Source organism: Mesorhizobium sp. ISC15 (genome assembly GCF_037162615.1).
Lineage (GTDB): Bacteria > Pseudomonadota > Alphaproteobacteria > Rhizobiales > Rhizobiaceae > Mesorhizobium > Mesorhizobium mediterraneum.
The window spans coordinates 734,253-756,545 of the sequence record NZ_JAVSPX010000001.1; the positions used below are offsets into that span (position 1 = coordinate 734,253).

General features: G+C 62.8%; 26 protein-coding genes and 1 other RNA gene. 17 read left to right on the top strand and 10 right to left on the bottom strand.

What is annotated here, in order from left to right; all coding sequences use genetic code 11:
• The first annotated feature begins 31 nt into the window (after positions 1–31).
• From RPG13_RS03680 to RPG13_RS03725, 10 genes are all read left to right on the top strand, one after another.
• Positions 32–679: a thiamine phosphate synthase gene (locus RPG13_RS03680; RefSeq protein ID WP_126104530.1), complete on the top strand. Its 648-nt coding sequence runs from the start codon at positions 32–34 to the stop codon at positions 677–679.
• Between the two features lie 61 nt (positions 680–740).
• On the top strand, positions 741–1,712 hold the full coding sequence (locus RPG13_RS03685; protein ID WP_337126979.1) for a tetratricopeptide repeat protein: 972 nt from the start codon (positions 741–743) through the stop codon (positions 1,710–1,712).
• Between the two features lie 113 nt (positions 1,713–1,825).
• Positions 1,826–2,392, top strand: coding sequence for an elongation factor P (gene efp, locus RPG13_RS03690; RefSeq protein WP_095487427.1), 567 nt, complete (start codon positions 1,826–1,828; stop codon positions 2,390–2,392).
• A 40-nt stretch (positions 2,393–2,432) separates the two neighbouring features.
• Positions 2,433–3,233: an inositol monophosphatase family protein gene (locus RPG13_RS03695; protein ID WP_337124426.1), complete on the top strand. Its 801-nt coding sequence runs from the start codon at positions 2,433–2,435 to the stop codon at positions 3,231–3,233.
• 140 nt (positions 3,234–3,373) lie between these two features.
• Entirely contained in the window at positions 3,374–4,066 is a 693-nt protein-coding gene (gene trhA, locus RPG13_RS03700) for a PAQR family membrane homeostasis protein TrhA (RefSeq protein WP_337124427.1), read from the top strand.
• Positions 4,067–4,171: 105 nt separating this feature from the next.
• Positions 4,172–5,197, top strand: coding sequence for a MotA/TolQ/ExbB proton channel family protein (locus RPG13_RS03705; RefSeq protein ID WP_337124428.1), 1,026 nt, complete (start codon positions 4,172–4,174; stop codon positions 5,195–5,197).
• A 1-nt stretch (position 5,198) separates the two neighbouring features.
• Positions 5,199–6,230 carry a peptidoglycan -binding protein gene (locus tag RPG13_RS03710; RefSeq protein WP_337124430.1) on the top strand — a complete coding sequence of 344 codons (1,032 nt, stop codon included), beginning with the start codon at positions 5,199–5,201 and terminating at the stop codon, positions 6,228–6,230.
• A 240-nt stretch (positions 6,231–6,470) separates the two neighbouring features.
• Positions 6,471–6,884 (top strand): hypothetical protein, encoded by a 414-nt coding sequence (locus tag RPG13_RS03715; RefSeq protein ID WP_337124431.1) that lies wholly within the window; start codon positions 6,471–6,473, stop codon positions 6,882–6,884.
• Between the two features lie 398 nt (positions 6,885–7,282).
• Positions 7,283–7,705 carry a hypothetical protein gene (locus RPG13_RS03720; protein WP_337124433.1) on the top strand — a complete coding sequence of 141 codons (423 nt, stop codon included), beginning with the start codon at positions 7,283–7,285 and terminating at the stop codon, positions 7,703–7,705.
• Positions 7,706–7,977: 272 nt separating this feature from the next.
• Entirely contained in the window at positions 7,978–9,465 is a 1,488-nt protein-coding gene (locus RPG13_RS03725) for a carboxypeptidase M32 (RefSeq protein ID WP_337124435.1), read from the top strand.
• A gap of 35 nt (positions 9,466–9,500) precedes the next feature.
• On the opposite strand, the gene RPG13_RS03730 is transcribed toward RPG13_RS03725, so the two are convergent.
• Entirely contained in the window at positions 9,501–11,303 is a 1,803-nt protein-coding gene (locus RPG13_RS03730; protein ID WP_337124437.1) for an ABC transporter transmembrane domain-containing protein, read from the bottom strand.
• Positions 11,304–11,503: 200 nt separating this feature from the next.
• On the opposite strand from RPG13_RS03730, the gene rpmE reads away from it, so the two are divergent.
• Positions 11,504–11,725, top strand: a complete 222-nt coding sequence (gene rpmE, locus RPG13_RS03735) for a 50S ribosomal protein L31 (protein WP_006327661.1) — start codon at positions 11,504–11,506, stop codon at positions 11,723–11,725.
• Between the two features lie 68 nt (positions 11,726–11,793).
• On the opposite strand, the gene RPG13_RS03740 is transcribed toward rpmE, so the two are convergent.
• Positions 11,794–12,435, bottom strand: a complete 642-nt coding sequence (locus tag RPG13_RS03740; RefSeq protein WP_337124449.1) for a TetR/AcrR family transcriptional regulator — start codon at positions 12,433–12,435, stop codon at positions 11,794–11,796.
• Positions 12,436–12,559: 124 nt separating this feature from the next.
• Here RPG13_RS03740 and RPG13_RS03745 point away from each other — a divergent pair, with 124 nt between their 5' ends.
• Together RPG13_RS03745 and RPG13_RS03750 are read left to right on the top strand one after the other, a co-directional pair.
• Positions 12,560–13,393: an NAD(P)H-binding protein gene (locus tag RPG13_RS03745; protein WP_337124450.1), complete on the top strand. Its 834-nt coding sequence runs from the start codon at positions 12,560–12,562 to the stop codon at positions 13,391–13,393.
• A 1-nt stretch (position 13,394) separates the two neighbouring features.
• On the top strand, positions 13,395–13,874 hold the full coding sequence (locus RPG13_RS03750; protein ID WP_337124451.1) for an anthrone oxygenase family protein: 480 nt from the start codon (positions 13,395–13,397) through the stop codon (positions 13,872–13,874).
• A gap of 31 nt (positions 13,875–13,905) precedes the next feature.
• Here the strand turns inward: RPG13_RS03750 and RPG13_RS03755 are convergent, their stop codons facing one another.
• From RPG13_RS03755 to RPG13_RS03765, 3 genes are all read right to left on the bottom strand, one after another.
• Positions 13,906–14,232 carry a SelT/SelW/SelH family protein gene (locus tag RPG13_RS03755; RefSeq protein WP_128285428.1) on the bottom strand — a complete coding sequence of 109 codons (327 nt, stop codon included), beginning with the start codon at positions 14,230–14,232 and terminating at the stop codon, positions 13,906–13,908.
• A gap of 61 nt (positions 14,233–14,293) precedes the next feature.
• Positions 14,294–15,043: a YebC/PmpR family DNA-binding transcriptional regulator gene (locus RPG13_RS03760; protein ID WP_023800014.1), complete on the bottom strand. Its 750-nt coding sequence runs from the start codon at positions 15,041–15,043 to the stop codon at positions 14,294–14,296.
• Between the two features lie 224 nt (positions 15,044–15,267).
• Positions 15,268–15,591: an ArsR/SmtB family transcription factor gene (locus RPG13_RS03765; RefSeq protein ID WP_337124452.1), complete on the bottom strand. Its 324-nt coding sequence runs from the start codon at positions 15,589–15,591 to the stop codon at positions 15,268–15,270.
• 51 nt (positions 15,592–15,642) lie between these two features.
• Here RPG13_RS03765 and RPG13_RS03770 point away from each other — a divergent pair, with 51 nt between their 5' ends.
• The 3 genes from RPG13_RS03770 to RPG13_RS03780 are packed head-to-tail and all read left to right on the top strand — an operon-like array spanning position 15,643 to position 17,000.
• Positions 15,643–16,125 carry an SRPBCC domain-containing protein gene (locus RPG13_RS03770; RefSeq protein ID WP_337124453.1) on the top strand — a complete coding sequence of 161 codons (483 nt, stop codon included), beginning with the start codon at positions 15,643–15,645 and terminating at the stop codon, positions 16,123–16,125.
• A 16-nt stretch (positions 16,126–16,141) separates the two neighbouring features.
• Positions 16,142–16,504, top strand: coding sequence for a hypothetical protein (locus RPG13_RS03775; protein WP_128241755.1), 363 nt, complete (start codon positions 16,142–16,144; stop codon positions 16,502–16,504).
• 28 nt (positions 16,505–16,532) lie between these two features.
• The gene (locus RPG13_RS03780) at positions 16,533–17,000 is read left to right on the top strand and encodes an SRPBCC family protein (RefSeq protein ID WP_292723237.1); all 468 of its coding nucleotides are present in this window, start codon (positions 16,533–16,535) and stop codon (positions 16,998–17,000) included.
• 29 nt (positions 17,001–17,029) lie between these two features.
• Here the strand turns inward: RPG13_RS03780 and RPG13_RS03785 are convergent, their stop codons facing one another.
• The 4 genes from RPG13_RS03785 to ssrS all read right to left on the bottom strand — a co-directional run bounded on the left by RPG13_RS03785 (position 17,030) and on the right by ssrS (position 19,614).
• Positions 17,030–17,794 carry a TerC family protein gene (locus RPG13_RS03785; RefSeq protein WP_095487453.1) on the bottom strand — a complete coding sequence of 255 codons (765 nt, stop codon included), beginning with the start codon at positions 17,792–17,794 and terminating at the stop codon, positions 17,030–17,032.
• A gap of 72 nt (positions 17,795–17,866) precedes the next feature.
• Complete coding sequence (locus tag RPG13_RS03790) at positions 17,867–18,691, bottom strand: TIGR00282 family metallophosphoesterase (RefSeq protein WP_126104514.1); 825 nt, start codon at positions 18,689–18,691, stop codon at positions 17,867–17,869.
• Between the two features lie 82 nt (positions 18,692–18,773).
• Complete coding sequence (locus RPG13_RS03795; protein ID WP_126104513.1) at positions 18,774–19,361, bottom strand: 5-formyltetrahydrofolate cyclo-ligase; 588 nt, start codon at positions 19,359–19,361, stop codon at positions 18,774–18,776.
• 97 nt (positions 19,362–19,458) lie between these two features.
• Positions 19,459–19,614, bottom strand: a non-coding RNA gene (gene ssrS, locus RPG13_RS03800) — 6S RNA.
• Between the two features lie 182 nt (positions 19,615–19,796).
• On the opposite strand from ssrS, the gene RPG13_RS03805 reads away from it, so the two are divergent.
• Positions 19,797–20,636, top strand: coding sequence for an AAA family ATPase (locus RPG13_RS03805; RefSeq protein WP_126104512.1), 840 nt, complete (start codon positions 19,797–19,799; stop codon positions 20,634–20,636).
• Positions 20,637–20,695: 59 nt separating this feature from the next.
• Here RPG13_RS03805 and RPG13_RS03810 read toward each other — a convergent pair whose 3' ends face one another.
• Positions 20,696–22,264 (bottom strand): MFS transporter, encoded by a 1,569-nt coding sequence (locus RPG13_RS03810; protein WP_337124454.1) that lies wholly within the window; start codon positions 22,262–22,264, stop codon positions 20,696–20,698.
• Positions 22,265–22,293: the final 29 nt, after the last annotated feature.

Genomic DNA, 22,293 nt, shown 5'->3' on the forward strand with positions numbered 1-22,293 from the left:
CGGCATAGGCGAAAACCGGGATCGAAAACCAATGAACGACGCAACGCCTCCAAATCGCTGCCGCATCGTGCTGATCGCGCCGCCGGGCGTGTCGGCTGAGCGCATCGTTGCGGCGTTCGAGGGCGGCGACGTCGCCTCGCTTATCCTGCCCGAGAACGGCATGGACGAGGCCTCCTTCCAGGCCTTCGCGGAACAGATAGTGCCGGCGGCGCAAGCGGCAGGCGTTGCCGTCGTCATTGCCGGCGACACCCGCATCGCCGGCCGCGTTCAGGCCGACGGCATCCATATCGAGGTCGGCAAGGCCGAACTCGCCGAGACGATCGAACGTTTTCAGGAAAAAATGATGGTCGGCACCGGCGGCGCCAAGACCCGCGACGATGCGCTGGAACTCGGTGAGCTCAGGCCCGACTACATCTTCTTCGGCCGTTTCGGCTACGACAACAAGCCGGAGCCGCACCCACGCAACCTGTCGCTGGGGCAATGGTGGGCAGATGTGATCCAGATTCCTTGTATCGTCATGGCCGGGTCCGACATCGCCTCGGTGGAAGCGGTGGCTGCCACCGGCGCCGAATTCGTGGCGCTGTCCAGCGCCATCTTTGCCGAAGGCGTCGATCCAAAGATGGCAGTCGCCAGCGCCAATACGCTGCTCGACGAGGCCGCGCCGCGTTTCGAGGACTGACGTGCCCACGCGGACAATCCTTTTCGGTGCTTTGCTTGTGGCGCTCGCGGTGCAGACCGCCATGGCGGAAACCGTCCCATTGCCGCAAGCCAAACCCAACGTCGGTGCAAAGACGGACAAGCCGATCGCCACGCCGCTGCCGCAGCCCGCCACCACGGCCCCGCTGCCGTCGGCCGACGCCATCAATCCCGACCGCTTCGGTGCCAAGCCGTCGGATTCTGCCTATGGCGCCTTCCAGCGCGGCCTTTACAAGACGGCCTACAACCTCGCCTTGGTCCGCGCCCAGAACGGCGATCCGGCGGCGCAGACACTGGCCGCCGAGATATTGTCGCGCGGTCTTGGCATGCCGGTCAACGCGGCGGAGGCGGCGAAGTGGTACGCGCTTGCCGCCGAGCAGGGCATACCGGAATCGCAGTTCCAATATGCGCTGATGCTGCTCGACGGCCGCTACGTCAAGAAGGACGAAAAGGGGGCCTACGCGCTGATGCAGGCCGCCGCCGAGGCCGGGAACCGTCTGGCACAGTTCAATTTTGCGCAGCTGCTCGTCCAGCAGGACCCCGGCGATGCCGGCATTGCAAAGGCCGTGTCCTACTATCAGCGCGCCGCCGCGACCGGCCTTGCCGACGCGCAATATGCAATGGCGCAGGTCTATGCCAATGGCGTCGGCGGCAAGCCGCGCGACGATGTCCAGGCGCGAGGCCTGCTGGCGCAGGCAGCACGGCAGAACTACGATACGGCACAAATCGATCTCGCCGCCTGGATGATCGAGGGACGCGGTGGCGCCCGTGACCTGAGATCCGGCTTCGGCTGGATGAAACAGGCCGCCGAAGGCGGCAATGTCGCCGCCCAGAACCGCCTCGCCAAGCTTTACATGGGCGGCATCGGCACCGATCCGGATCCGATCCTTGCCGGCGCCTGGTATGTCGTCGCCCGCCGCGCTGGGCTCATCGACCCGCAGATGGACGATTTTCTGCAGGGCCTGACCGACGACCAGACAAAGCAGGCGCTACAGAGGGCCAACCGCCTGCCGTAAAGCGCCATGAGATGGCTGGGCGCCCGCCACTCCCTTGCCTCTCCTGGCGATTTGTGGTCTTGGAGGCACCAAATCGCTTTCATTGCGAAAATCTCATCCCGGATCACATCCTCATGGCCAAGATCAATGGCAACGAAATCCGTCCCGGCAACGTCATCGAGCATGATGGCGGCCTTTGGGTGGCGGTCAGGACCAATCACGTCAAGCCCGGCAAGGGCGGCGCCTATAACCAGGTCGAGCTGAAGAACCTGATCAACGGCACCAAGCTCAACGAGCGTTTCCGCTCCGCCGAAACCGTCGAACAGATCCGGCTGGAGATGAAGGATTTCTCCTTCCTGTACGAGCAGGGCGAAGCGCTGGTATTCATGGATACCGAAAGCTACGAGCAGCTTGAATTGCAGAAGGACTTCGTCGGCGATCGCGCCGCCTTCCTGCAGGACGGCATGATGGTGACGGTCCAGCTCTATGACGAAAGGCCGATCGGCATTTCGCTGCCCGACCAGGTAACGCTGACCATCACCGAGGCCGATCCGGTGGTGAAGGGCCAGACCGCGGCCTCGTCTTACAAGCCGGCGATACTTGAGAACGGCATCCGCGTGCTGGTGCCGCCCTTCATCGGTTCGGGCGAGCGCATCATCGTCGACACCAACGAAATCACTTACGTGCGCCGCGCCGACTAAGGCGCCGGCAGCAGGAAGAAGCGCAGCAGGAAGAAGCACAATGGCGCGTTCCGCGATCCTCAATGTCATGGTCCAGGCCGCCATGAAGGCCGGCCGTTCGCTGTCGCGCGATTTCGGCGAAGTGCAGAACCTGCAGGTCTCGATGAAGGGCCCGGGCGACTATGTCAGCCAGGCCGACCGCAAGGCCGAGGACATCCTCTTCACCGAGTTGTCGAAGGCGCGGCCGGCCTATGCCTTCCTGATGGAGGAGCGCGGCCTGATCGAAGGCGACGACGGCCAGCACCGCTGGATCGTCGACCCGCTCGACGGCACCACCAATTTCCTGCACGGCATTCCGATGTTCGCCATCTCGATCGCGCTGGAGCGCCAGGGCCAGATCGTTGCCGGTGTCGTTTACAATCCGGCGATGGACGAGCTCTACACTGCCGAGCGCGGCGGCGGCGCCTTCATGAACGACCGCCGGCTGCGGGTCGCCGGCCGCACCAAGCTGATCGACACGGTGATCGGCTGCGGCGTGCCGCATCTCGGCCGCGGCCAGCATGGCAATTTCCTGGTCGAGCTGCGCAACGTGATGGCCGAAGTCTCGGGCGTGCGCCGCCTCGGCTCCGCCTCGCTCGATCTCGCCTACGTCGCTGCCGGCCGGATGGACGGGTTCTGGGAAACCGGCCTGTCGGCCTGGGACGTTGCCGCCGGCATCCTGCTGATCCGCGAGGCGGGCGGTTTTATCTCCGACTTCGCCGGCGGGCAGAACATGCTGGATGGCGGCTCGGTCGTTGCCGGCAACGAGATCATCCAGCGGGCGCTGTTGAAGACCGTCAGGAAGCCGGTGGCGCCGCGCTAGATCAAAAAGACCCGTCCGGATTCTATCGGACCAGGCTCTAGCGGACTTGGCGCGCTGAACCGCCGCAGTCGCAAAACCGCAACCAAAGCTTGAAATACTGTTCTACATCGACCCAGATAGAGGGTGATGCAGGATTGTTCATGACGGACATCGGGCCAGAATCCCAGATCGAAATTCCCTTCATGGGACGCTGGCACTATTCGCGCGCCGAAATGATCGCCGACGGCGTCGTCCATGCGGTGGGCATCGTGCTGGCCATTGCCGCCGGCTCGGCGCTGCTGGCGCTGGCCGCCTTCCACACCGGTCCGGGCGAATACATCGCCGCCGCTTTCTACGTGGTTTCGCTGCTCACCGTGCTGTCGGTGTCGCTGGCTTACAATCTGTGGCCGGTGTCGTCGCCAGCCAAGTGGATATTGCGGCGCTTCGACCATGCCGCGATCTACCTGCTGATCGCCGCGACCTATACGCCCTTCCTCGCTCAGCTCGACGGCTCGCCGCTGACCATCTCGATGATCGTCCTGGTCTGGGCTGCTGCAGCGATCGGCATCGCTATCAAAGTGTTTCTTCCCGGCCGCTTCGACCGGCTGGCGATCGTCTTCTATCTCGCCATCGGCTGGAGCGGCATCGTTCTTGTCGAGCCGCTCGTCCAGACATTGCCGACGACATCGATTGCGCTGATCGTTGCCGGCGGCATCGTCTATTCCTGCGGCGTCATCTTCTTCGCCTGGAAGGGCCTGCGCTTCCACAATGCGCTGTGGCACGGCTTTGTCGTCACCGGCGCCGGCCTGCATCTGGCGGCCATGGTTGACTGCCTGGTCATCAATCGACTCTAACGCCAATGATCCGGTCGGCAATATTGCCACACGCCATTCAATTTCGTCATAATTCCGTTTAGAGTCGCGCTCAACGTGATCGGCGGCATCGGAAACGGGACACGGATGACTTTTCTCAAATCTTTCGGCATGGGCAAACGCTCCGACGTTCTGATGTACGACCCGCACAAATTGTCGAGCCCGCAGGTCTTTCTCATGACCATGGTCATCTTCCTGATGATCGTCGCCTTCATCGCCGCCATCCTGACCCGTCAGATCTCGAGCGCCTTCGTCACCAATCCCGGCCTCAACGGCCTGATCATCGGCGTGCTTGTCGTCGGCATCCTGCTGGCCTTCGTGCAGGTCGGCCGGCTGTTTCGCGAAGTGCGCTGGGTCAACTCCTTTCGGGCTGGCTCCGAAACCACCGAACCGGTGCTGCTGGCGCCGATGAAGGCGATGATCGGCCGCTCGTCGACGATCGCCTTCTCGACCAGTTCGATGCGGACAATGCTCGATTCGATCGCCACCCGCCTTGACGAAACCCGTGACACCTCGCGCTACCTCGTCGGGCTTCTGGTGTTCCTTGGCCTGCTCGGCACCTTCTGGGGCCTGCTCAACACGATCGGCTCGATCCGCGAAACCATCGATTCGCTCGATCCTGGCACCGGCGATGCCGCTGCCGTGCTCGAATCGCTGAAGCAGGGGCTTTCCGCGCCGCTGGCCGGCATGGGCACCGCCTTCTCGTCCTCGCTGTTCGGCCTGTCCGGCTCCCTCGTGTTAGGCTTTCTCGACCTGCAGGCTGGCCGCGCCCAGACGCGCTTCTACACCGAGCTCGAAAACTGGCTGTCCTCGGTCACCGACCTGTCCTCCGACATCGTCGTCGCCGATCCGGCCAAGACCGAATCCTCCGATGAGATCCGCGTCCTGTCTGAAAAACTGCGCAGCATGCAGGAGAATGGCGGCGGCGCCAATCCGCGCGTCGCCACCGCCATGGCCAATCTTGCCGACGGCATTTCGGGCCTGGTCAAGAACATGCGCTCGGAGCAGCAGATCATGCGCGACTGGGTCGAGGCCCAATCGGACGAGCAGAAGGCGATGCGCAGCACGCTGGAGAAGATCGCCGACGCGCTGAAGAAGCCTGGAGTTCATTAGCATGGCTCTCGCCAGGGGCCGGCGTACCGATCGCCGTATCGACTATTGGCCGGGCTTCGTCGACGCGCTGTCGACGTTGCTGCTGGCGATCATGTTCCTGCTCACCGTCTTCGTGCTGGCGCAGTTCCTGCTCGGTCGCGAAATCTCCGGCAAGGACACGGTGCTCAACCGCCTCAATTTGCAGATCAACGAACTGACCCAGCTTCTGGCGCTGGAGCGCTCGACGACGCAGGACAAGGAAGATTCGCTCGCCAATTTGCAGGCGTCGCTGTCGGCATCGGAGGCGGAAAAGAGCCGGCTCGAGCAATTGCTGGCGCAAGGTGCGGGTGCCGGCGACGCGGCCAACCAGCGCGCCACGGCACTTTCGGGTGAACTCGACAGCCAGCGCCAGATCAGCCAGCAGGCACTGAGCCAGGTTGAAATCCTCAACCAGCAGATTGCGGCGCTGCGCAGGCAGATCGGAGCGCTCGAAGAAGCGCTCAACGTGTCCGAAACGCGCGACCGCGAGTCCAACACCAAGATCGCCGATCTCGGCCGCCGTCTGAACGTCGCACTGGCGCAACGTGTGCAGGAACTGAACCGCTATCGGTCCGACTTCTTCGGGCGCTTACGCGAAATCCTCGCCGATCGCGAGAACATCCGCATCGTCGGCGACCGCTTCGTCTTCCAGTCGGAAGTGCTTTTCCCGACAGGCTCCGAAGTGATCAACGACGCCGGCAAGGTCGAGATGAAGAAGCTCGCCGACGCCATCATCGACCTGCAGAAGGAGATTCCGCCGGAGATCAACTGGGTGCTGCGCGTCGACGGCCACACCGACGACAAACCACTGTCCGGCACCGGCCGCTACCGCGACAATTGGGAATTGTCGACGGCGCGCTCGACCTCGGTGGTGAAGTACCTGATCGAGAACGGCGTGCCGGCCAACCGGCTGGTTGCGGCCGGCTTCGGCGAATTCCAGCCGCTCGACCCCGCCGACACCGAAGACGCGCGCAACAAGAACCGCCGCATCGAGCTGAAACTGACCGAGCGTTGATCCAGACCGGGCAGGCTCAGGGCGAACGCGCGGATTTAGCGTGCCAGCGCAGACCGTCAAGGTCTGAAAAGATTACCTTTTTTTGATTACACTTTGCCGAGAACCGCTCCTAGGTTGTACCAAGGGGCCGAGAACCGCCGGCGGTGGAACCGCCCATCGCGACGCGACGGAACCGGACGGCCCACGGCCGGAAGGTGAGCGTCCCAACCGCCGCCTTCCCCAGTAAAAGGAGACGCAACCATGCGCTCTTTCACTCCCAAAACCCTCAGGCCCAAAAGCCTCAGGACTGCAACGCTTGCCGCACTTCTCGTCGCCGTTCCGCTTGCTGGCGCCTACGCCGGCCCGCGTGAGACAGCTTTGATCAATCAGATCCAGAGCGTGGATACGGGTATCCGGGCCGCCATGCAGGCGAACCAGCTCGAGCCGGGCGAGGCGCGTGACTTGCGCACGCAGATCACCCAACTTGATCGGGCCGCCCAGAGGGCGGCGCGAGATGGAACGATACCGGTCACGCAATATCAGCAGTTGCTGGCGCAGCTCGATGATGTGAGCCAAAAGCTGCGGGCTGCCACCGGCAGCGCCTTCCTTATCGGCAACGGCGCCGATGGCGGATATTATCCAAACGGCTACGGCCCAAATTATCCAAGGGGCTGAAATCATCCATTACAGCGCCGCAGTTGATCTTGCGCATGATCCTTTGATTTTGCGCATGATCCCTTCCGCAACGAAGGCCCGCTGATGCGGGCCTTCGTTGCTTGTCGGCAGGCTTTTATCTCGAATGCTGTGGGGAATGCGGGACACCAGACATCGGTCCGGGGGGAGATTTGTGGCGGAGCGGCGCCAGCTAGGGCGCCGGTTCGTGGTCAACAAGGCCTGAAAAGATTATCTTTTTTTAATTACACTTTGCTGCGGCCCGCTCCTAGCTTCCGTTGCAAGGCCGAGAACCGCCGGCGATGCCCTCCCTCATCGCGACGCGACGGAACCGGACGGCCCGCGACTGGAAGGCGGAGCGGCCCAAGCCGCCGTCTTCCCCGATAAAAGGAGACGCCGCCGTGCGCTCTTTCAAGACTCTCAGGACTGCAACCCTCACCGCATTTCTCATCGCCGTTCCGTTCGCGGGCGCCTACGCCGCCGGACATCACAAAGGCGCCCTCGACGAGGCGACGCCGACCGTTTTCTACGGTCCGCGCGTGACAAGCTTGATCGATCAGGTTCAGGGCGTGGACAAGGGCATCGCGGACGCGAGGCAGGAGAACACGATCACGCCGGCCGAGGCACAAAGGCTGCACATGCGGGCGGCCCATATCAGCCAGGCCGCCGAGAGAGTGGCTACGACAGACTATGGCAGGATACCGGGCGCGCAATACCGGCAGTTGTTGCGCCGGCTCGATAATGTCGACCAGGCGCTGCTGTTCGACACTGGTAACGCCTTCAACATCGGCGACTACACCGATGGCGGAAATCCAAACGGCTGATCATATCGAGGAATGGACTGCCCGGCGCCCTCGGGGCTTTTGCCCCGCGGGCGCCTCTTTCATGACAGCGCCGCGCATCCTTTTGGGACGCGCAAAGGCCGGCGAGGCGATATTGATCACGCCGTCCTCGCTTCCGCAGGATGCCCCTTGCTTCCGCCGGATCACGTCGAGGTATGGCGCGATCAAAGCGCCCGTCGCAAAACGGCCTTCAGGGTTGCCAATGCCCGCGCATTGGTATCTTTTCCCGCCGTTCAAATTCAGCGGAACCTGCCATGTCCTTTCAAAAACTCGACGACCTCGGCCACAAGCTCGAAGCGCTGGAACATGCGCTCGCCATTCTCGGTGCTGACGAGGCGACCCACATGGCCGTCGGCGGCGGCGAAAAGCGCGCCGAAGCTATGTCGGCGCTGGCCGGCATGCATCACGCCAGAGCGACCGCGCCGGAGATCGCCAACTGGATCGCGGCGGCCGAGCAGGAAACGCTGAACGAGGAACAGCAGGCAGCGGTCAAGGAGTTCCGGCGGCAATACACCAACCTGACCTGCCTGCCGGTCGAATTCGTCGAGCGCCAAACGACGGCGCGCATGCGCTCCGAGCAGCTCTGGCGCGACCTGCGCGCGAAAAACGACTGGGCAGGGTTTTTGCCGGCGCTCGAAGGCGTCGTGGCGCTGGTGCGCGAGGAAGCAGCGCTTCGCGCCGACGTGCTCGGCCTCGATCCGTATGACGCGCTGATGGAGCAATATGATCCCGGCAACCGCGCCGCCGACATCACGCCGGTCTTCGCCGAGTTGAAGACCTTCCTCAGGGATTTCGTACCGGAGGCACTGGCCGTGCAGGAGGCGCGGCTGACGAAGCGCCCGCTGAAGCCACTTTCGGGCAGCTATGCGATCGAAAAGCAGCGCGAGCTTGGCCTCGCCATGATGGCGGCGGTCGGCTTCGACCTGACGCACGGCTCGCTTTCGGTGTCGCATCATCCGTTCTGCGGCGGCGTGCCGAGCGACGTGCGCATCACCACCCGCTACAAGACGACCGACTTCCTGTCGGCGCTGATGGGCGTGCTGCACGAGACCGGCCACGCGCTTTACGAGCAGAACCTGCCGAAGTCGTGGGCGCACTGGCCGCTCGGTAAGGCGCGCGGCATGGCCGTGCATGAAAGCCAGAGCCTGTTCGTCGAGAAGCAGATCGGTCGCAATCCGGAATTCTGGCGCTGGGCGCTGCCGGTGGTCGAAAGGCACCTCGGCGAGGCCTGGTCGATCGACGACATCCTGCCGCATGTGCATCGGGTCGAGCGCGGCCTGATCCGCGTCGACGCCGACGAGGTCACCTACCCGCTGCACGTCATCCTGCGCTTCGAGCTGGAACAGGAGCTTGTCTCGGGGCGGCTGGAGGCCGCCGACCTACCCGAGGCCTGGGACGCCAAGATGCGCGACTATCTCGGTCTGTCGACATCGGACAACCCGGCCGACGGACCGATGCAGGACGTGCACTGGCCGGGTGCCGCCTTCGGCTATTTCCCGTCCTACACATTGGGCGCCATGATGGCGGCGCAGCAATGGGCGGCGCTGACCAGAGACCATCCCTCCGCCGACGAGGATCTCGCCAAGGGAGACTTCAGCGCCATCAACAATTGGCGTCGCGAAAAGATCTGGTCGCAAGGCTCGCGCTGGTCGACGCCGGAGCTGCTCGAACGGGCGACAGGTGAAAAACTGAACGCCGCACACTTCACCGATCACTTGCGCAAGCGGTATGGAGCGGCGTGAGGCGGCAGTAGAATCGCGGCGCAGATACCCCCTGTCTACTCGGCAGCACCTCTGAAAGCACTCGCCCCGGTTTCGAATTGCAGCTTGGCCAGCCGCGCATAGATGCCGCCCTTGGCGACGAGGCTCTGGTGCGTGCCTTCCTCGACAATGCAGCCGCCATCCATGACCAGGATCCGGTCGGCCTTCAGCACCGTCGCCAACCGGTGGGCGATGACGATCGTGGTGCGGTCCTGCATCAGCCGTTCCAGCGCCGTCTGCACCAGCGTCTCGCTTTCGGCGTCGAGTGCCGAGGTCGCCTCGTCGAGCAGAAGGATCGGCGCATCGCGCAGAATCGCGCGGGCAATCGCCACGCGCTGGCGCTGGCCGCCGGACAGCGTCACGCCGCGCTCGCCGACCTGGCTGTCATAGCCTTTCTCAAGTTTGAGGATGAATTCGTCGGCAAGCGCATCCTTGGCCGCCGCCTCGATCTCGGCGTCGCTGGCGTCCGGACGGCCGAAGCCGATGTTGTCACGTGCGCTGGCCGCGAAAATGGTGACATCCTGCGGCACGATGGCGATGCGCTCTCGTATGGCGACGGGGTCGGCCTCGCGCACGTCAACGCCGTCGATCATGATCTTGCCCGTCTCGGGATCATAGAAGCGCAGAAGCAGCGAAAAGACAGTGCTCTTGCCAGCGCCGGAGGGGCCGACGATCGCCACCGTCTCGCCGGGCTTGACCTGGAAACTCAGGCCGTGGACGGCGGCGCGGTCGGGCCCAGCGGGGTAGGAGAACGATACGTCGTCGAAACTTATTGCGCCTCTGGCCGTCGCCGGCAGCAGTTTCGGATGCGCGGGGGCCTGGATCGCGGGCTTCTCGGCCAGGATCTCGGTCAGCCGTTCGGCAGCACCCGCCGCCTGGGAAAGCTCGCCCCACACTTCTGACAGCGCGCCGAGGGCGCCGGCGGCGAACACCGAATAGAGCAGGAACTGGCCGAGCGTGCCCGGCGACAGCGTGCCGTCAAGCACGTCGCGCGAGCCGAACCACAGCACCGCCACCACCGAGGAAAAGATCATGAAGATGGCGAAGAAAGTGAGGAAGGAGCGGGCAAAGATCGAGGATCGCGCCGCTTCGAACGCGGTTTCCACGGCAGATGAAAAATGCCCAGTGACGAGCTTCTCGTTGGTGAAGGCCTGCAGCGTGCGCACCGCGCCGATCTGCTCGCTGGCATAGGCCGTGGCGTCGGCCAGCGTGTCCTGCGCCAGCCGGGATTTGCGCCGCACCGAACGGCCGAAGGCGACGAGCGGCAGCACGATCACCGGAATGGCGGCGATGACGAGGCCCGACAGTTTCGGGCTGGTGAAGACCATCATCGCCACGGCGCCGAGGCCGAGGATGACGTTGCGCAGCGCCACCGAAGCGGTGGCACCGACCGCCGACTTGACCTGCGTCGTGTCGGCGGCGAGCCGCGACACGATCTCGCCCGACTGGGCGGTATCGAAGAAGGATGGCGACAGCGTCGTGACATGGCGGAACACATCGCTGCGGATGTCGGCGACGACGCGCTCGCCGAGCGTGATGACGAAATAGTAGCGGCTGGCTGACGCCGCAGCGAGCAAGGCAGCCATCACCACCAGCATGGCGAAATACTCGGCGATGAAACTGGAATCGGAAGCGGAAAAGCCGTGGTCGATCATCCGCCGCACCGCCAGCGGCAGCGCCAGCGTCGTCGCCGCCGCGACGGTCAGCGAGACGACCGCGCCAATGACCGTTTTCCGGTAGCGGGTGATGTAGGGGAACAGGCGCCGCAGCGGCTTGAGCGAGCGCCTACGCTCGTCTGCATCGCCGCTAGTGTGCGCCATGACCGTTTCCTCTGGCTCTTATGGGTATGCGCCTCAATATGCGCTTACCGCGGCCTTGTGATTCAATTCCGGCTGATGTATAGGCTCGCCGACCGTTTTAGAAGCCGTGGCTCCTCAATAGCTGCGGCTTCGAGTTTTAAAAAGGGGCGCATCGACGCAGGCTTTATGCCCGTCAGCGCCGGCGAACCAGGAATAGCACAATGAAGACCGACATCCATCCCGACTACCACACCATCAAGGTCGTCATGACCGACGGCACCGAATACATGACCCGTTCGACCTGGGGCAAGGAAGGCGACACGATGAACCTCGACATCGACCCGACCACCCATCCGGCCTGGACCGGCGGCCAGCAGACCCTGCTCGATCGCGGCGGCCGCTTGTCGAAGTTCAAGAAGCGTTTCGAAGGTTTCGGCCTCTAAGCCGCAGGCCTTTCTCGGATCGAAGAAACCCGCCCTCGTGGCGGGTTTTTTTGTTGCCGAAATGCGGCCTATTCGCCGACCAGTTCGCGCAGCGCCATGCGCTTGTAGGCGGCGACCAGATCGTCGCCTTCTTGCCGCCCGACCGAGATCGCCAGCCGCATGGTGGCTTCGCCCATCTGCCAGATGAGAAATGCCGTCGTTTCCAGCGCCGCCGGATCGGCGGCGGGCCGCAGCCGCTTCAGCACCGCTGTGAGGAAGTCAGCGTTGGCCCGGCTGTCGGCGAGCTCGAGTTCGCGCAGCGCCTTGTCGGCCTGCGTGCCCGACCAGATGTCGCGCATGACAGGCGACGCTAGGAACAGCCGGTAATAGATATCCACCAGCTCCGAAAATGCCCGCCGCAGCCCTTCGGCATCGATGACATCTGCCAGCGCCGCTGAGATGCAGGCCTGGCTTTCGGCGGTGTAACGCTCGGCCAGCGCCCAGATGATCGCCCGCTTGTCCGGGAAGAACTGGTAGAGCGATCCGATCGACACGCCGGCCCGTTCCGCCACTTCGCCCATGCGCATGGCATCGCTGCCTTGCTCGGCGATCAGCGCGGAGGCGGCAGCCAGCATCCGCTCGACCCGCTCGCGGCTGCGCTGTTGGCTTGGCGCCCGGCGCGGCAACGCGATCTGGCCACCCTGTGAACCCGATACGGTCGAGCCTTCCATCACTGTCTCCTGGCGAATGATCCAACAAATTGGCCAACAAACTGGCTTGACTCGTAAAATACGAGGGTTTATCACGTTTTGCAAATGTGAGTATGACTCATGTTTTCAAGCAAGGAGAACCACCATGAACGACACAGCGAAAAAACCGACTTTGATCCTCGGCGGCACAGGCAAAACCGGCCGTCGTCTCGCGGACAGGCTGGCGGCGCAGGGCCTGCCGGTGCGGATCGGCTCGCGCTCGGGCACGCCGCCCTTCGACTGGGAAAACGACACGACCTGGGAACCTGCGCTTGATGGTGTCGGTGCCGTCTACATCAGCTACTATCCTGATCTTGCGGTGCCCGGTGCGGCCGAAGCGGTCGGCGCCTTCGCCAACCTTGCCGTGGAGCGCGGTGTGCGCCGGCTGGTGCTGCTGTCGGGGCGCGGCGAAACGGAAGCGCAACGTGCCGAAGAGATGCTGAAAGTCTCAGGCGCCGACTGGACGATCCTGCGCTGCGCCTGGTTTTCCCAGAACTTCAGCGAGAGTTTTTTGCTCGATCCGCTGCTCGCCGGGGAGGTGGCTTTGCCGGTCGGCAATGTCGGAGAACCGTTCGTCGACGCCGACGACATTGCCGACGCCGCCGTGACGGTGCTTACCCAGCAAGGCCATATCGGCCAGCTTTACCAACTGACCGGGCCACGGCTGCTGAGCTTCGCCGACGCGGTCGCCGAGATCAGCAAGGCGAGCGGTCGTGACATCCGGTTTGTCAGGATTTCGCATGCCGAGTTCACCGCCGCGATAGCCGGGTACGAGTTGCCGGCCGAGTTCGCCTGGCTGCTTAACGAGCTGTTCACCGAGGTGCTCGACGGCCGCAACGAGGCGCTGACTGACGGCGTCCAGCGCGTGCTCGGCCGCGCCCCAAAAGATTTTTCCGCCTATGTAACCGAAACCGCCGCTACCGGCATCTGGAGCAACTGACATGATCATGAAACTGCTTCCCACCCTCACCTTCGTCGCCGCGCTCGGCTCGGGCGTCGTCGCTGGTGTCTTCTTCGCCTTTTCCAGCTTCGTCATGCCGGGCCTCGCCCGCATGCCTGCCGCGGGAGGCATCGCCGCGATGAATTCGATCAACGTCACCGCGGTGACGCCGATATTCATGACCGCGCTTTTCGGCACAGGGCTGATCTGCCTCGCCCTCGCCGTCGGCGCCATCCTCGGCTGGAACCAGCCGGGTTCGTTGTGGCTTCTCGCTGGTGCCCTGATCTATCTCGTCGGCAACCTGATCGTGACCATGATTTTCAACGTGCCGCTCAACAACGCTCTGGCCGCCGTCGATCCGGCAAGCGCCAACGGCGCCGCGGTGTGGACCACCTATCTCAGGGACTGGGTGATGTGGAACCATGTCCGCACCATCACCGCCATCGCAGCTCTGGGCTGCTTCATCATGGCAGGGCGGTGAATGCAGGGGTAGAAACGCAAAAGACCCTGCGTCAGGCAGGGTCCCTAGATGTCGGATCTTTTGACTTGTGGCCCTTGCGATCGGCATGGCCGAGATCGCGGTCCGGATCGATCACGTCGCGAACCAGCTGCTTGAGCTTTGCGGCATCGGGAAAGCCGCCGTCGCGCTTGCGGTCCCAGACCAGCGTGTCGTTGCAGGAAATGGTGAAAATGCCGCCGGTGCCGGGCACCAGCGTGACCTCGCCCAGATCCGTTCCGAAGGTCGAGAGCAGCTCCTGCGCCATCCAGCCGGCCCGCAGCAACCACTGGCACTGCGTGCAATAGGTGATGCGGATGGTCGGCAGCGGCTTTTCGGTCATGTCAGATTGAGCTCCGCTCATATCTCGGACTGAGCTCCGCTCATGTCTGGCTGAGTTCCGCTCATGCCGCGCTGAGCTTCGCCATGGTCTCGTCGTCGACCTCGAAATTGGCGTAGACGCTCTGCACGTCGTCATCGTCCTCGAGCGTCGCGACCAGCTTCATCAGCGACTGTGCCCGCTCCTCGTCGACCGCAATGTTGGTCTGCGGCTTCCAGATCGGCTTCACCGACTCTGCCTCGCCGAGCGCGCCTTCCAGCGCCTTCGACACCTCGCCGAGATTCTCGAAGGCGCAATAGATCGTGTGGCCTTCCTCGTCTGACTGGACGTCGTCGGCGCCGGCCTCGATCGCCGCGTCCATGACCTTCTCGGCGCTGCCGACTGACGCCGGATAGAAGATCTCGCCGACACGGTCCCACATGAACGACACCGAGCCGGTTTCCCCCATCGCCCCGCCGGCCTTGGTGAAGGCGGCGCGTACATTCGACGCCGAGCGATTGCGGTTGTCAGTCAGCGCCTCGACGATGAGCGCGACGCCACCGGGTCCGTAGCCTTCGTAGCGCACGGCTTCGTAAGTCTCGGCGTCGCCCATTGATGCCTTGTTGATGGCGCGCTGGATATTGTCTTTCGGCATCGACACCGCCTTGGCATTCTGCACGGCCAAGCGCAGGCGCGGGTTCATCGACGGATCCGGCGTGCCGCTCTTGGCGGCGACGGTTATTTCGCGCGCCAGCTTGGAAAACATTTTCGACCGCACCGCGTCCTGGCGGCCCTTGCGGTGCATAATGTTCTTGAACTGTGAATGGCCAGCCATGGCACCCCTGTCGTCTTCTTGGCAGAGCATCCTGCAGCGAGGTGTCACCTCGCCTTTTGCCAAAATGCTCGAATTCAAAATTTCAGAACGTCCCTGGTGCGTCCGGATGGACGTACGGCGCTCTATCTCGGAATGGCCGGCTTATAGATAAATCGGCTCAATTCGTCCAGCCGCGCCGTAAGCGCGGTGCGCAAAGCGCCCGCCAGCTGCATTCCTGCGGCCATTCATTCTTCCAGATCGGATTTCAGCCGGTCGAGAATGCTGATCGCGTGCGTGGCGTATTGGCTGATCCAGCGGTCGTGGATCTGCTTGATCGGCAGCGCGTTGAGATGGTTCCAGCGTTCGCGGCCCTCGCGCCGCGCCACGACTAGGTCGGCTTCTTCCAGCACTTTCAGATGCAGCATGACGGTGCAGCGGTCCATGTCTGAAAAGGCATCGCACAGCATGCCGGTGGTCCGCGGCGCGTCCTTCAGCTCGTCCAGCAGCGCACGCCGGCGCGGGTGCGCCAGCGCCTTGAAAACATTGTCGTCCTGCGTTTTGCTTGACATGTTATATTTCTATAACATAATATCGGCCTGATCAAGGAAGGAGCTGTGGATATGTCTCTTGGATTCAGAGTTTCGGGCCGCATCGGCAAACCGGTCGCCGAGGTCTTCGACGCAGTCGTCAATCCGACCAAGCTCAGCGGCTATTTCACCACGATCGGCGGCGCCAGCGCGCCGCTGGTGGCAGGCGCCGGCGTCGTCTGGTGGGGCAAGGTCCCGGTCGAGGTCGACCAGGTGGAAAAAGACAGCCGCATCGTGCTGCGCTGGGACGCCACCGACGCCGACGGCAAGCCGGCTTACAAGACGCGCATCGAGATGAATTTCGAGCCGCTGGATGACGGCGGCACCTTCGTCACCATCGCCGAGACCGGCTGGCACGAGGACGCGGTCGGCCTGAAGAAGTCCTACCTCAATTGCGAAGGCTGGTCGCAGATGCTGGCCTGCATGAAGGCCTATGTCGAATACGGCATCAATCTGCGCGACGGCTATTACCGCAGCGAGATGAAGGCCGAGCCGGCCAGCGAAGACAATATCTGAGAAGACGGAGGAAAGAATGACTGCGAAAATCACCGGCGGCATCAACATCGCCATGAAAGTGCCGCCACACCAGTACCAGGACACGATCGCCTTCTACCGGGACGTCGTCGGCCTGAAGCCGTTCACGGCCAAGGCGCCGGCTATCGGCTTCGAACTCGGCCCCAATCGCCTATGGATCGACGAAGCGCCGATGCTGAGCCAGGCAGAGGTTTGGCTGGAGTTGTTCACCGACGATTTTCCGGCCGCAGCCGATCATCTCGCCAAGGCCGGTATCGTGCGCTGCGACGCCATTGAGGCGCTGGGTGAGGGTTTTCGTGGCGGTTGGATCACCAATCCGGCCAACATCGTTCACATGGTGCGCGAACCCGACGCCTGGTGACGGAGGCCTGTTCGGAAAGGAGGACGATATGGAAATCCGTGAGACACCGACCGCCGAAGCCGGCATGCTGATCCGGCGGCCGGTCGCAGAAATGTTCGAAGCCATCGTCGATCCGGCGATCACGACGAAATTCTGGTTCACTCATGGCAGCGGCAGGCTGGACAGCGGCAAGGAGGTTCGCTGGGAATGGCGCATGTACGGCGTCTCGACGCCGGTCACGGTCAGCGAATTCGTCAGGAACGAAAAGATCGTCATGCAATGGAGCGATCCGCCGACCACGGTGGTCTGGACCTTTACCGAGATGCCTGAAGGCGCGACCTTCGTCGAAGTTCGCAATTTCGGCTTTGCCGGCAGTGCCGACGAGCAGGTCAAGCAGGCGATCGGCTCGACCGATGGCTTCGCGTTGGTGCTCGCCGGCGCCAAGGCGTGGCTGGAGCAAGGCCTGACGCTTGGCCTGATCGGCGACCGTCATCCGAAAGGCGTGCCTGCGAGTTAAAACGCACCGGCGTCCCAAAGCGCCCGATCTTAGTGCCCGCCAGCCTTTGCCTTCCTCCGGCGTCGCGCCAGCATGTTGAGACCCTCGACAAGGGCGGAAAAACCCATGGCGGCGTAGATGTAGCCCTTCGGCACATGGAAGCCCATGCCGTCGGCGATCAGCGTCATGCCGATCATCAGCAGGAAGCTCAGCGCCAGCATGACGATGCTGGGGTTCTTGGCGATGAAGTCGGCGAGCGGCCCGGCCGCCAGCATCATCACGGTGACCGCCACGATGACGGCGATGTACATGATGGCGATCTCGTCCGTCATGCCGACCGCGGTGATGATCGAATCGATCGAGAAGACGAGGTCGAGCAGCAGGATCTGGAAAATCGCGCCGGCCAGTGAAAGCTGCAGCGTCTGGCCCATCATCGTGTCCTGATGATCCTCGAGATCGACCGTGTGGTGGATCTCCTTGGTCGCCTTCCAGACGAGGAACAGGCCGCCGGCGATCAGGATCAGGTCGCGCCAGGAAAAACCATGGCCGAAAGCGGTGAATACCGGCGCCGTCAACTGGACGATGATCGAGATGGTGGCAAGCAGTACCAGCCGCATGATCAGCGCGGCAGAAATGCCGAGCCGCCGGGCGCGGGCCCTTTGTGCCTCCGGCAATTTGTTGGTGAGGATCGAGATGAAGATCAGATTGTCGATGCCGAGCACGACCTCCAGCACGATCAGCGTCAGCAACGCGACCCACGCGGTCGGATCGGAGACAAAGGCGAAATGTGGCGCCAGGAATTCGATGAGCTGCATGGAGGTCGTCCCCTCTTTACGATCTGAAGCAGGCGTAGCCGGCAGTTAGGTATTACATCGCTTATATCAATGTCATGACCAGAAGGATGGTGCGGTTTCCTCGAGCCGCGGCCCGCGGCGAAACGGCGCAATCCGCTCGGTCAGGCCGCTGCGATCCGAAATGTCGACGCCGACGCCGCACAATGTCGCCGGGCCGGTCGCCGCCTCGAAGCGCCCTTTCGGCACCTTTGACAGAAACCGGTTGAGCGGCTCCTCCTTATCCATGCCAAGCGAGGAATCATAGTCGCCGCACATGCCGGCGTCGGAGATATAGCCGGTGCCGCCATTGAGGATATGGTGGTCGCCGGTCGGCTGGTGCGTGTGGGTGCCGACGACGAGACTGGCACGGCCGTCGACGAAATGCGCAAAGCACATTTTTTCAGACGTCGCCTCGGCATGGAAATCGATGACCACCGCGTCGGCCTGCTCGCCGAGCGGACAGGCGGCAAGCTCGCGCTCACCGGCCTGGAACGGGTCGTCGAGTTCGGGATGCATGAACACCCGGCCCATGATGTTGGTGACCAGAACGCGCGCGCCATTCCTGGCGATGTAGACGCCGGAGCCGCGGCCCGGCGTGCCCTTGGGGAAATTGGACGGGCGCAGGAAGCGTTCCTCGCGCGGCGCGAAAACCAGCGCGTCGCGCTGGTCCCAGACATGATTGCCGGTGGTGACGACATCGGCACCCGCCGAGATCGTCTCGCGAAAGATCTCTTCGGTGATGCCGAAGCCGCCGGCGGCGTTCTCACCATTGACGATGACGAAGTCGAGTTTGAAATCTGAGATCAGGCCGGGCAGTTGTTCCCACACTGCCGTGCGCCCGGTCTTGCCGACCATATCGCCGAGGAAGAGAAGTCTCATCTAAACATGATCCCGAACCAAAGGTCAGCGAAGCACAAAAGCTGCATGACTTTCGGAAAAGACCATGCGTCCAGGAACTTATCTACAATTTCGGCGCGAACTGGCGCAACCCGTTCTCGGTGAGTATTTCCGGGATGACCATGTCGTGCGGCTCGTCCGGCACCAGCGCCACCTCCTGGCAGTCGAAAGCAATCCCGATCAGCCGGGGCGGCTGCCCCTTGTCGACCAGCCGCGCGATCGCGCGGTCGTAATAACCGGCGCCGTAGCCGATGCGGTGGCCGCGCGCGTCGAAAGCCGCGAGCGGCACCAGCATTACCTGGGGATCGAGCACCTCGGCCTCCTCATGCGGCCCGACGGTGCCGAACCCCATATCGACCATCGGCGCCCCACGCACCAGTTCGCGAAAGACGATGGTGGTCTTGTCGAGAATGGCAGGCAGGCAAAGCCGTGCCCCGTTTTCGCGCAAGGCAAACATCAGCGGCCGGACGTCGACTTCCGAGCGCATCGGCCAGAAGCCGGAGACGATCTGGCCAGGCTCTATCGCAATGCTGTCCCGCGCCGTCTCGGCCATTTCGAGCGCTGCCTCCACACGCCAGAACGGATCGAGCGCGTCGCGGCGTCCGAGTGCTTCCTTGCGGAGATGTCTTTTCAGTTCTTTTGGAGAGGTCATGGGGCCAAGGTAGAAAAGGTCGGATCTGATTGGAGTTTTAGGAGCGACGTTTTCCACCGCATGATCCACCGAATTTGAGTGGATCTTTTGCGTCGAGTGACGATCCACACAACCGGTGGAGAGAGCGATCCCGGGAACCTACAAAGTAGGTGGGCGCCGTATGAGAAAACCCACGGGTCTTCCCAGGGACAGCTCCCTAGGGATCATTAAGGCCCCGGGGAAAATGTTCTCCTGCCGGGAAGCGCAGACCGTCACAACCAATATAGGCTGGCGATCGGCCAAGCGCCAGAGAGACGGCCATGCTCCGCGGCTTAATTCGACACAAAGACCCGCCTGGGAGCTGCGCGGCATGAGGTTTCACCGTGCCCTCGCTGCTGCGCCTTGCACAGGCTGGACCGTCTCCTTACGGTTGCTATGAAAAACCGAGGAGCAAGAATGCGTTTCGAAGGCACGGCGGCCTATGTCGCCGACAAGGACCTGATGGTGGCGGTCAATGCGGCAATCGCGCTGGAGCGGCCATTGCTGGTCAAGGGCGAGCCCGGCACCGGCAAGACCGAGCTGGCGAGGCAAGTGGCGGCAGCGCTCGGCCTCGAGCTGATCGAATGGCACGTCAAGTCGACGACAAGGGCGCAGCAGGGCCTCTACGAGTATGACGCTGTCTCGCGGCTGCGCGACAGCCAGCTCGGCGATATCAGCTTCAACGACATCAGGAATTATATCAAGCGCGGCAAGCTGTGGGATGCCTTCGCGACGGCCAATAGGGTGGTGCTTCTGATCGACGAGATCGACAAGGCCGATATCGAATTCCCCAACGATTTGTTGCAGGAACTCGATAGGATGGAGTTCTTCGTCTACGAGACTGGCGAAACGATCCGCGCCGAAGTCAGGCCGATCGTCATCATCACCTCCAACAACGAGAAGGAACTGCCGGACGCCTTCCTGCGTCGCTGCTTCTTCCACTATATCCGCTTTCCCGACGTCGACACGCTGCACAGGATCGTCGACGTGCACTATCCCGGTATCAAGCAGAACCTGGTGCGCGCCGCGCTCACCCAGTTCTACGAGATCCGCGACGTGCCGGGCCTGAAGAAGAAGCCGTCGACCTCCGAGGCACTCGACTGGATCAGGCTCTTGGTCGCCGACGACATCGCGCCTGAGGATTTGCGCGCCGACCCGAAGAACGCGCTGCCGAAATTGCATGGTGCGCTTTTGAAGAACGAACAGGACGTGCATCTGTTCGAGCGACTGGCCTTCATGGCGAGACGGCAGGGGTGAGGAGCGGTCATCCTGGGCCGCAGGAACTCGGCCTCTGACGCCGAGCCGGAAGGCAGTTGCTACGGGCGGGCTTCGCCTGCGCTGTGAGCAGGATGATGGCCCCTTGCCTCCTGCGGCGCGACGTTTTTGGGGCCGAAGATGATGAAGCTGATGACGGCAAGAGCAAGAACGCCGATCCCGCTATAGAGCATGACCCAGCCAAAACCGTTGACCAAAGCGGCATGCGCGATGGCGCCGGACGGATCGAGTATCGCGAGCTTGGGCGAGTGTTGCGAGAGGCCGTCGAGATTTCCGGCGGCGATCTTTTCCGCCAGCGCGCGCAGTTCATTGGGATCCAAGGCCGTGCCCAATGCGTCGCGCAGATAAGAAACGATCCCCTGCGTCAACAGCAAGCCCAGCACCGCGATATTGATGGCGAGCGTGATCAAGCGCGCGCTGATATCGATGCCCGAAGCCATGCCGGCACGATCCGGCGACACTGAGCCGGTCGTGGTGTTGGTGGTCGGTGAATTGGTCAGGCCGATGCCGATGCCGGCGATCAGCGTGCCGGGCAGCATGGTCAGCCAGTTGGCCCCCTCGAGCCCGGAGCCTACCCTCATGGCGATGAAGCCGATCCCCAATGTCAGCAAGCCAAGCGGGATCGCTACCCGCGCCTGATAGCGTGCGCGCAAGCGCTCGGCTATCGAGGACATCAGCATGAGGGGAAGCGTGTAGACGAGCAGCAACAGACCGGTCGTGGTGCTGTCGTAGCCGAGCACTCCCGAAAAATAGATCGGCAGATAGATGATGAACGGCCAGTAGCTGAAATTCATGCCAATGCCGCCCATGATCGCTCCCGAAAATTGGCGAATGCGGAACACCGAGAAATCGAACATCGGATAGGGGTTGATCTTTTCGGCAACAAGGAACGCGATGAAAGCCAGCACGGCCGCGCTTGCCACGCCGATGCGGGCGCCAGAGCCGAGATCAGCCCCTTGCGTGATCAGATAGGAGAGGCCGAACACCGCAAACGAGAGCGTGAGGATGCCGGCCCGGTCAAGCTTCTGGGCGTTGCGATCGAATGATTCGGTGACACCGGCACTGATGAAGACCAAGGCAAGAATGGCGAGTGGCACATGGATGAGGAACACCCACTGCCAGCTCGACAGCGTTACGATCAATCCGCCAATGGCTGGACCAAAACCAAGCCCGATGCCCGAGACGATACTCCAGGCAACGAAGGCCTTGCCGCGTTGACTGCCGTCTTGGAACTGGTGGGACAGCACCGCCACACTGCAGGTGAACATCGCGCCCCCCGCAAGGCCTTGCAGAAGGCGCGCGACGATCAGAAGTGGAGCGGTCGGTGCGAGGCCGCACAGCAGAGATGCCAGGCCGAAGGCTACGGTGGTGATCACCATCACGCGTTTGCGGCCGAAACGGTCGGCCAATGTTCCCGTCGCCATCAACACCGTGGTGCAGGCAATGGTGTAGGCGTTCATGATCCATTGCAGATCCTTGAAGTCGGCGACGAGCACGCTTTCCAGTTTCGGAAGGATCACCGGCACACTGGAGATTTCGAGGCCGAACAGCAGCGAGGCAAGGCAGACGCCCACGAGCGCAACGGTGTTTCGGTCAATTTGAAACGTCATATCGATCACTTTCCATCGGAGCATTCACA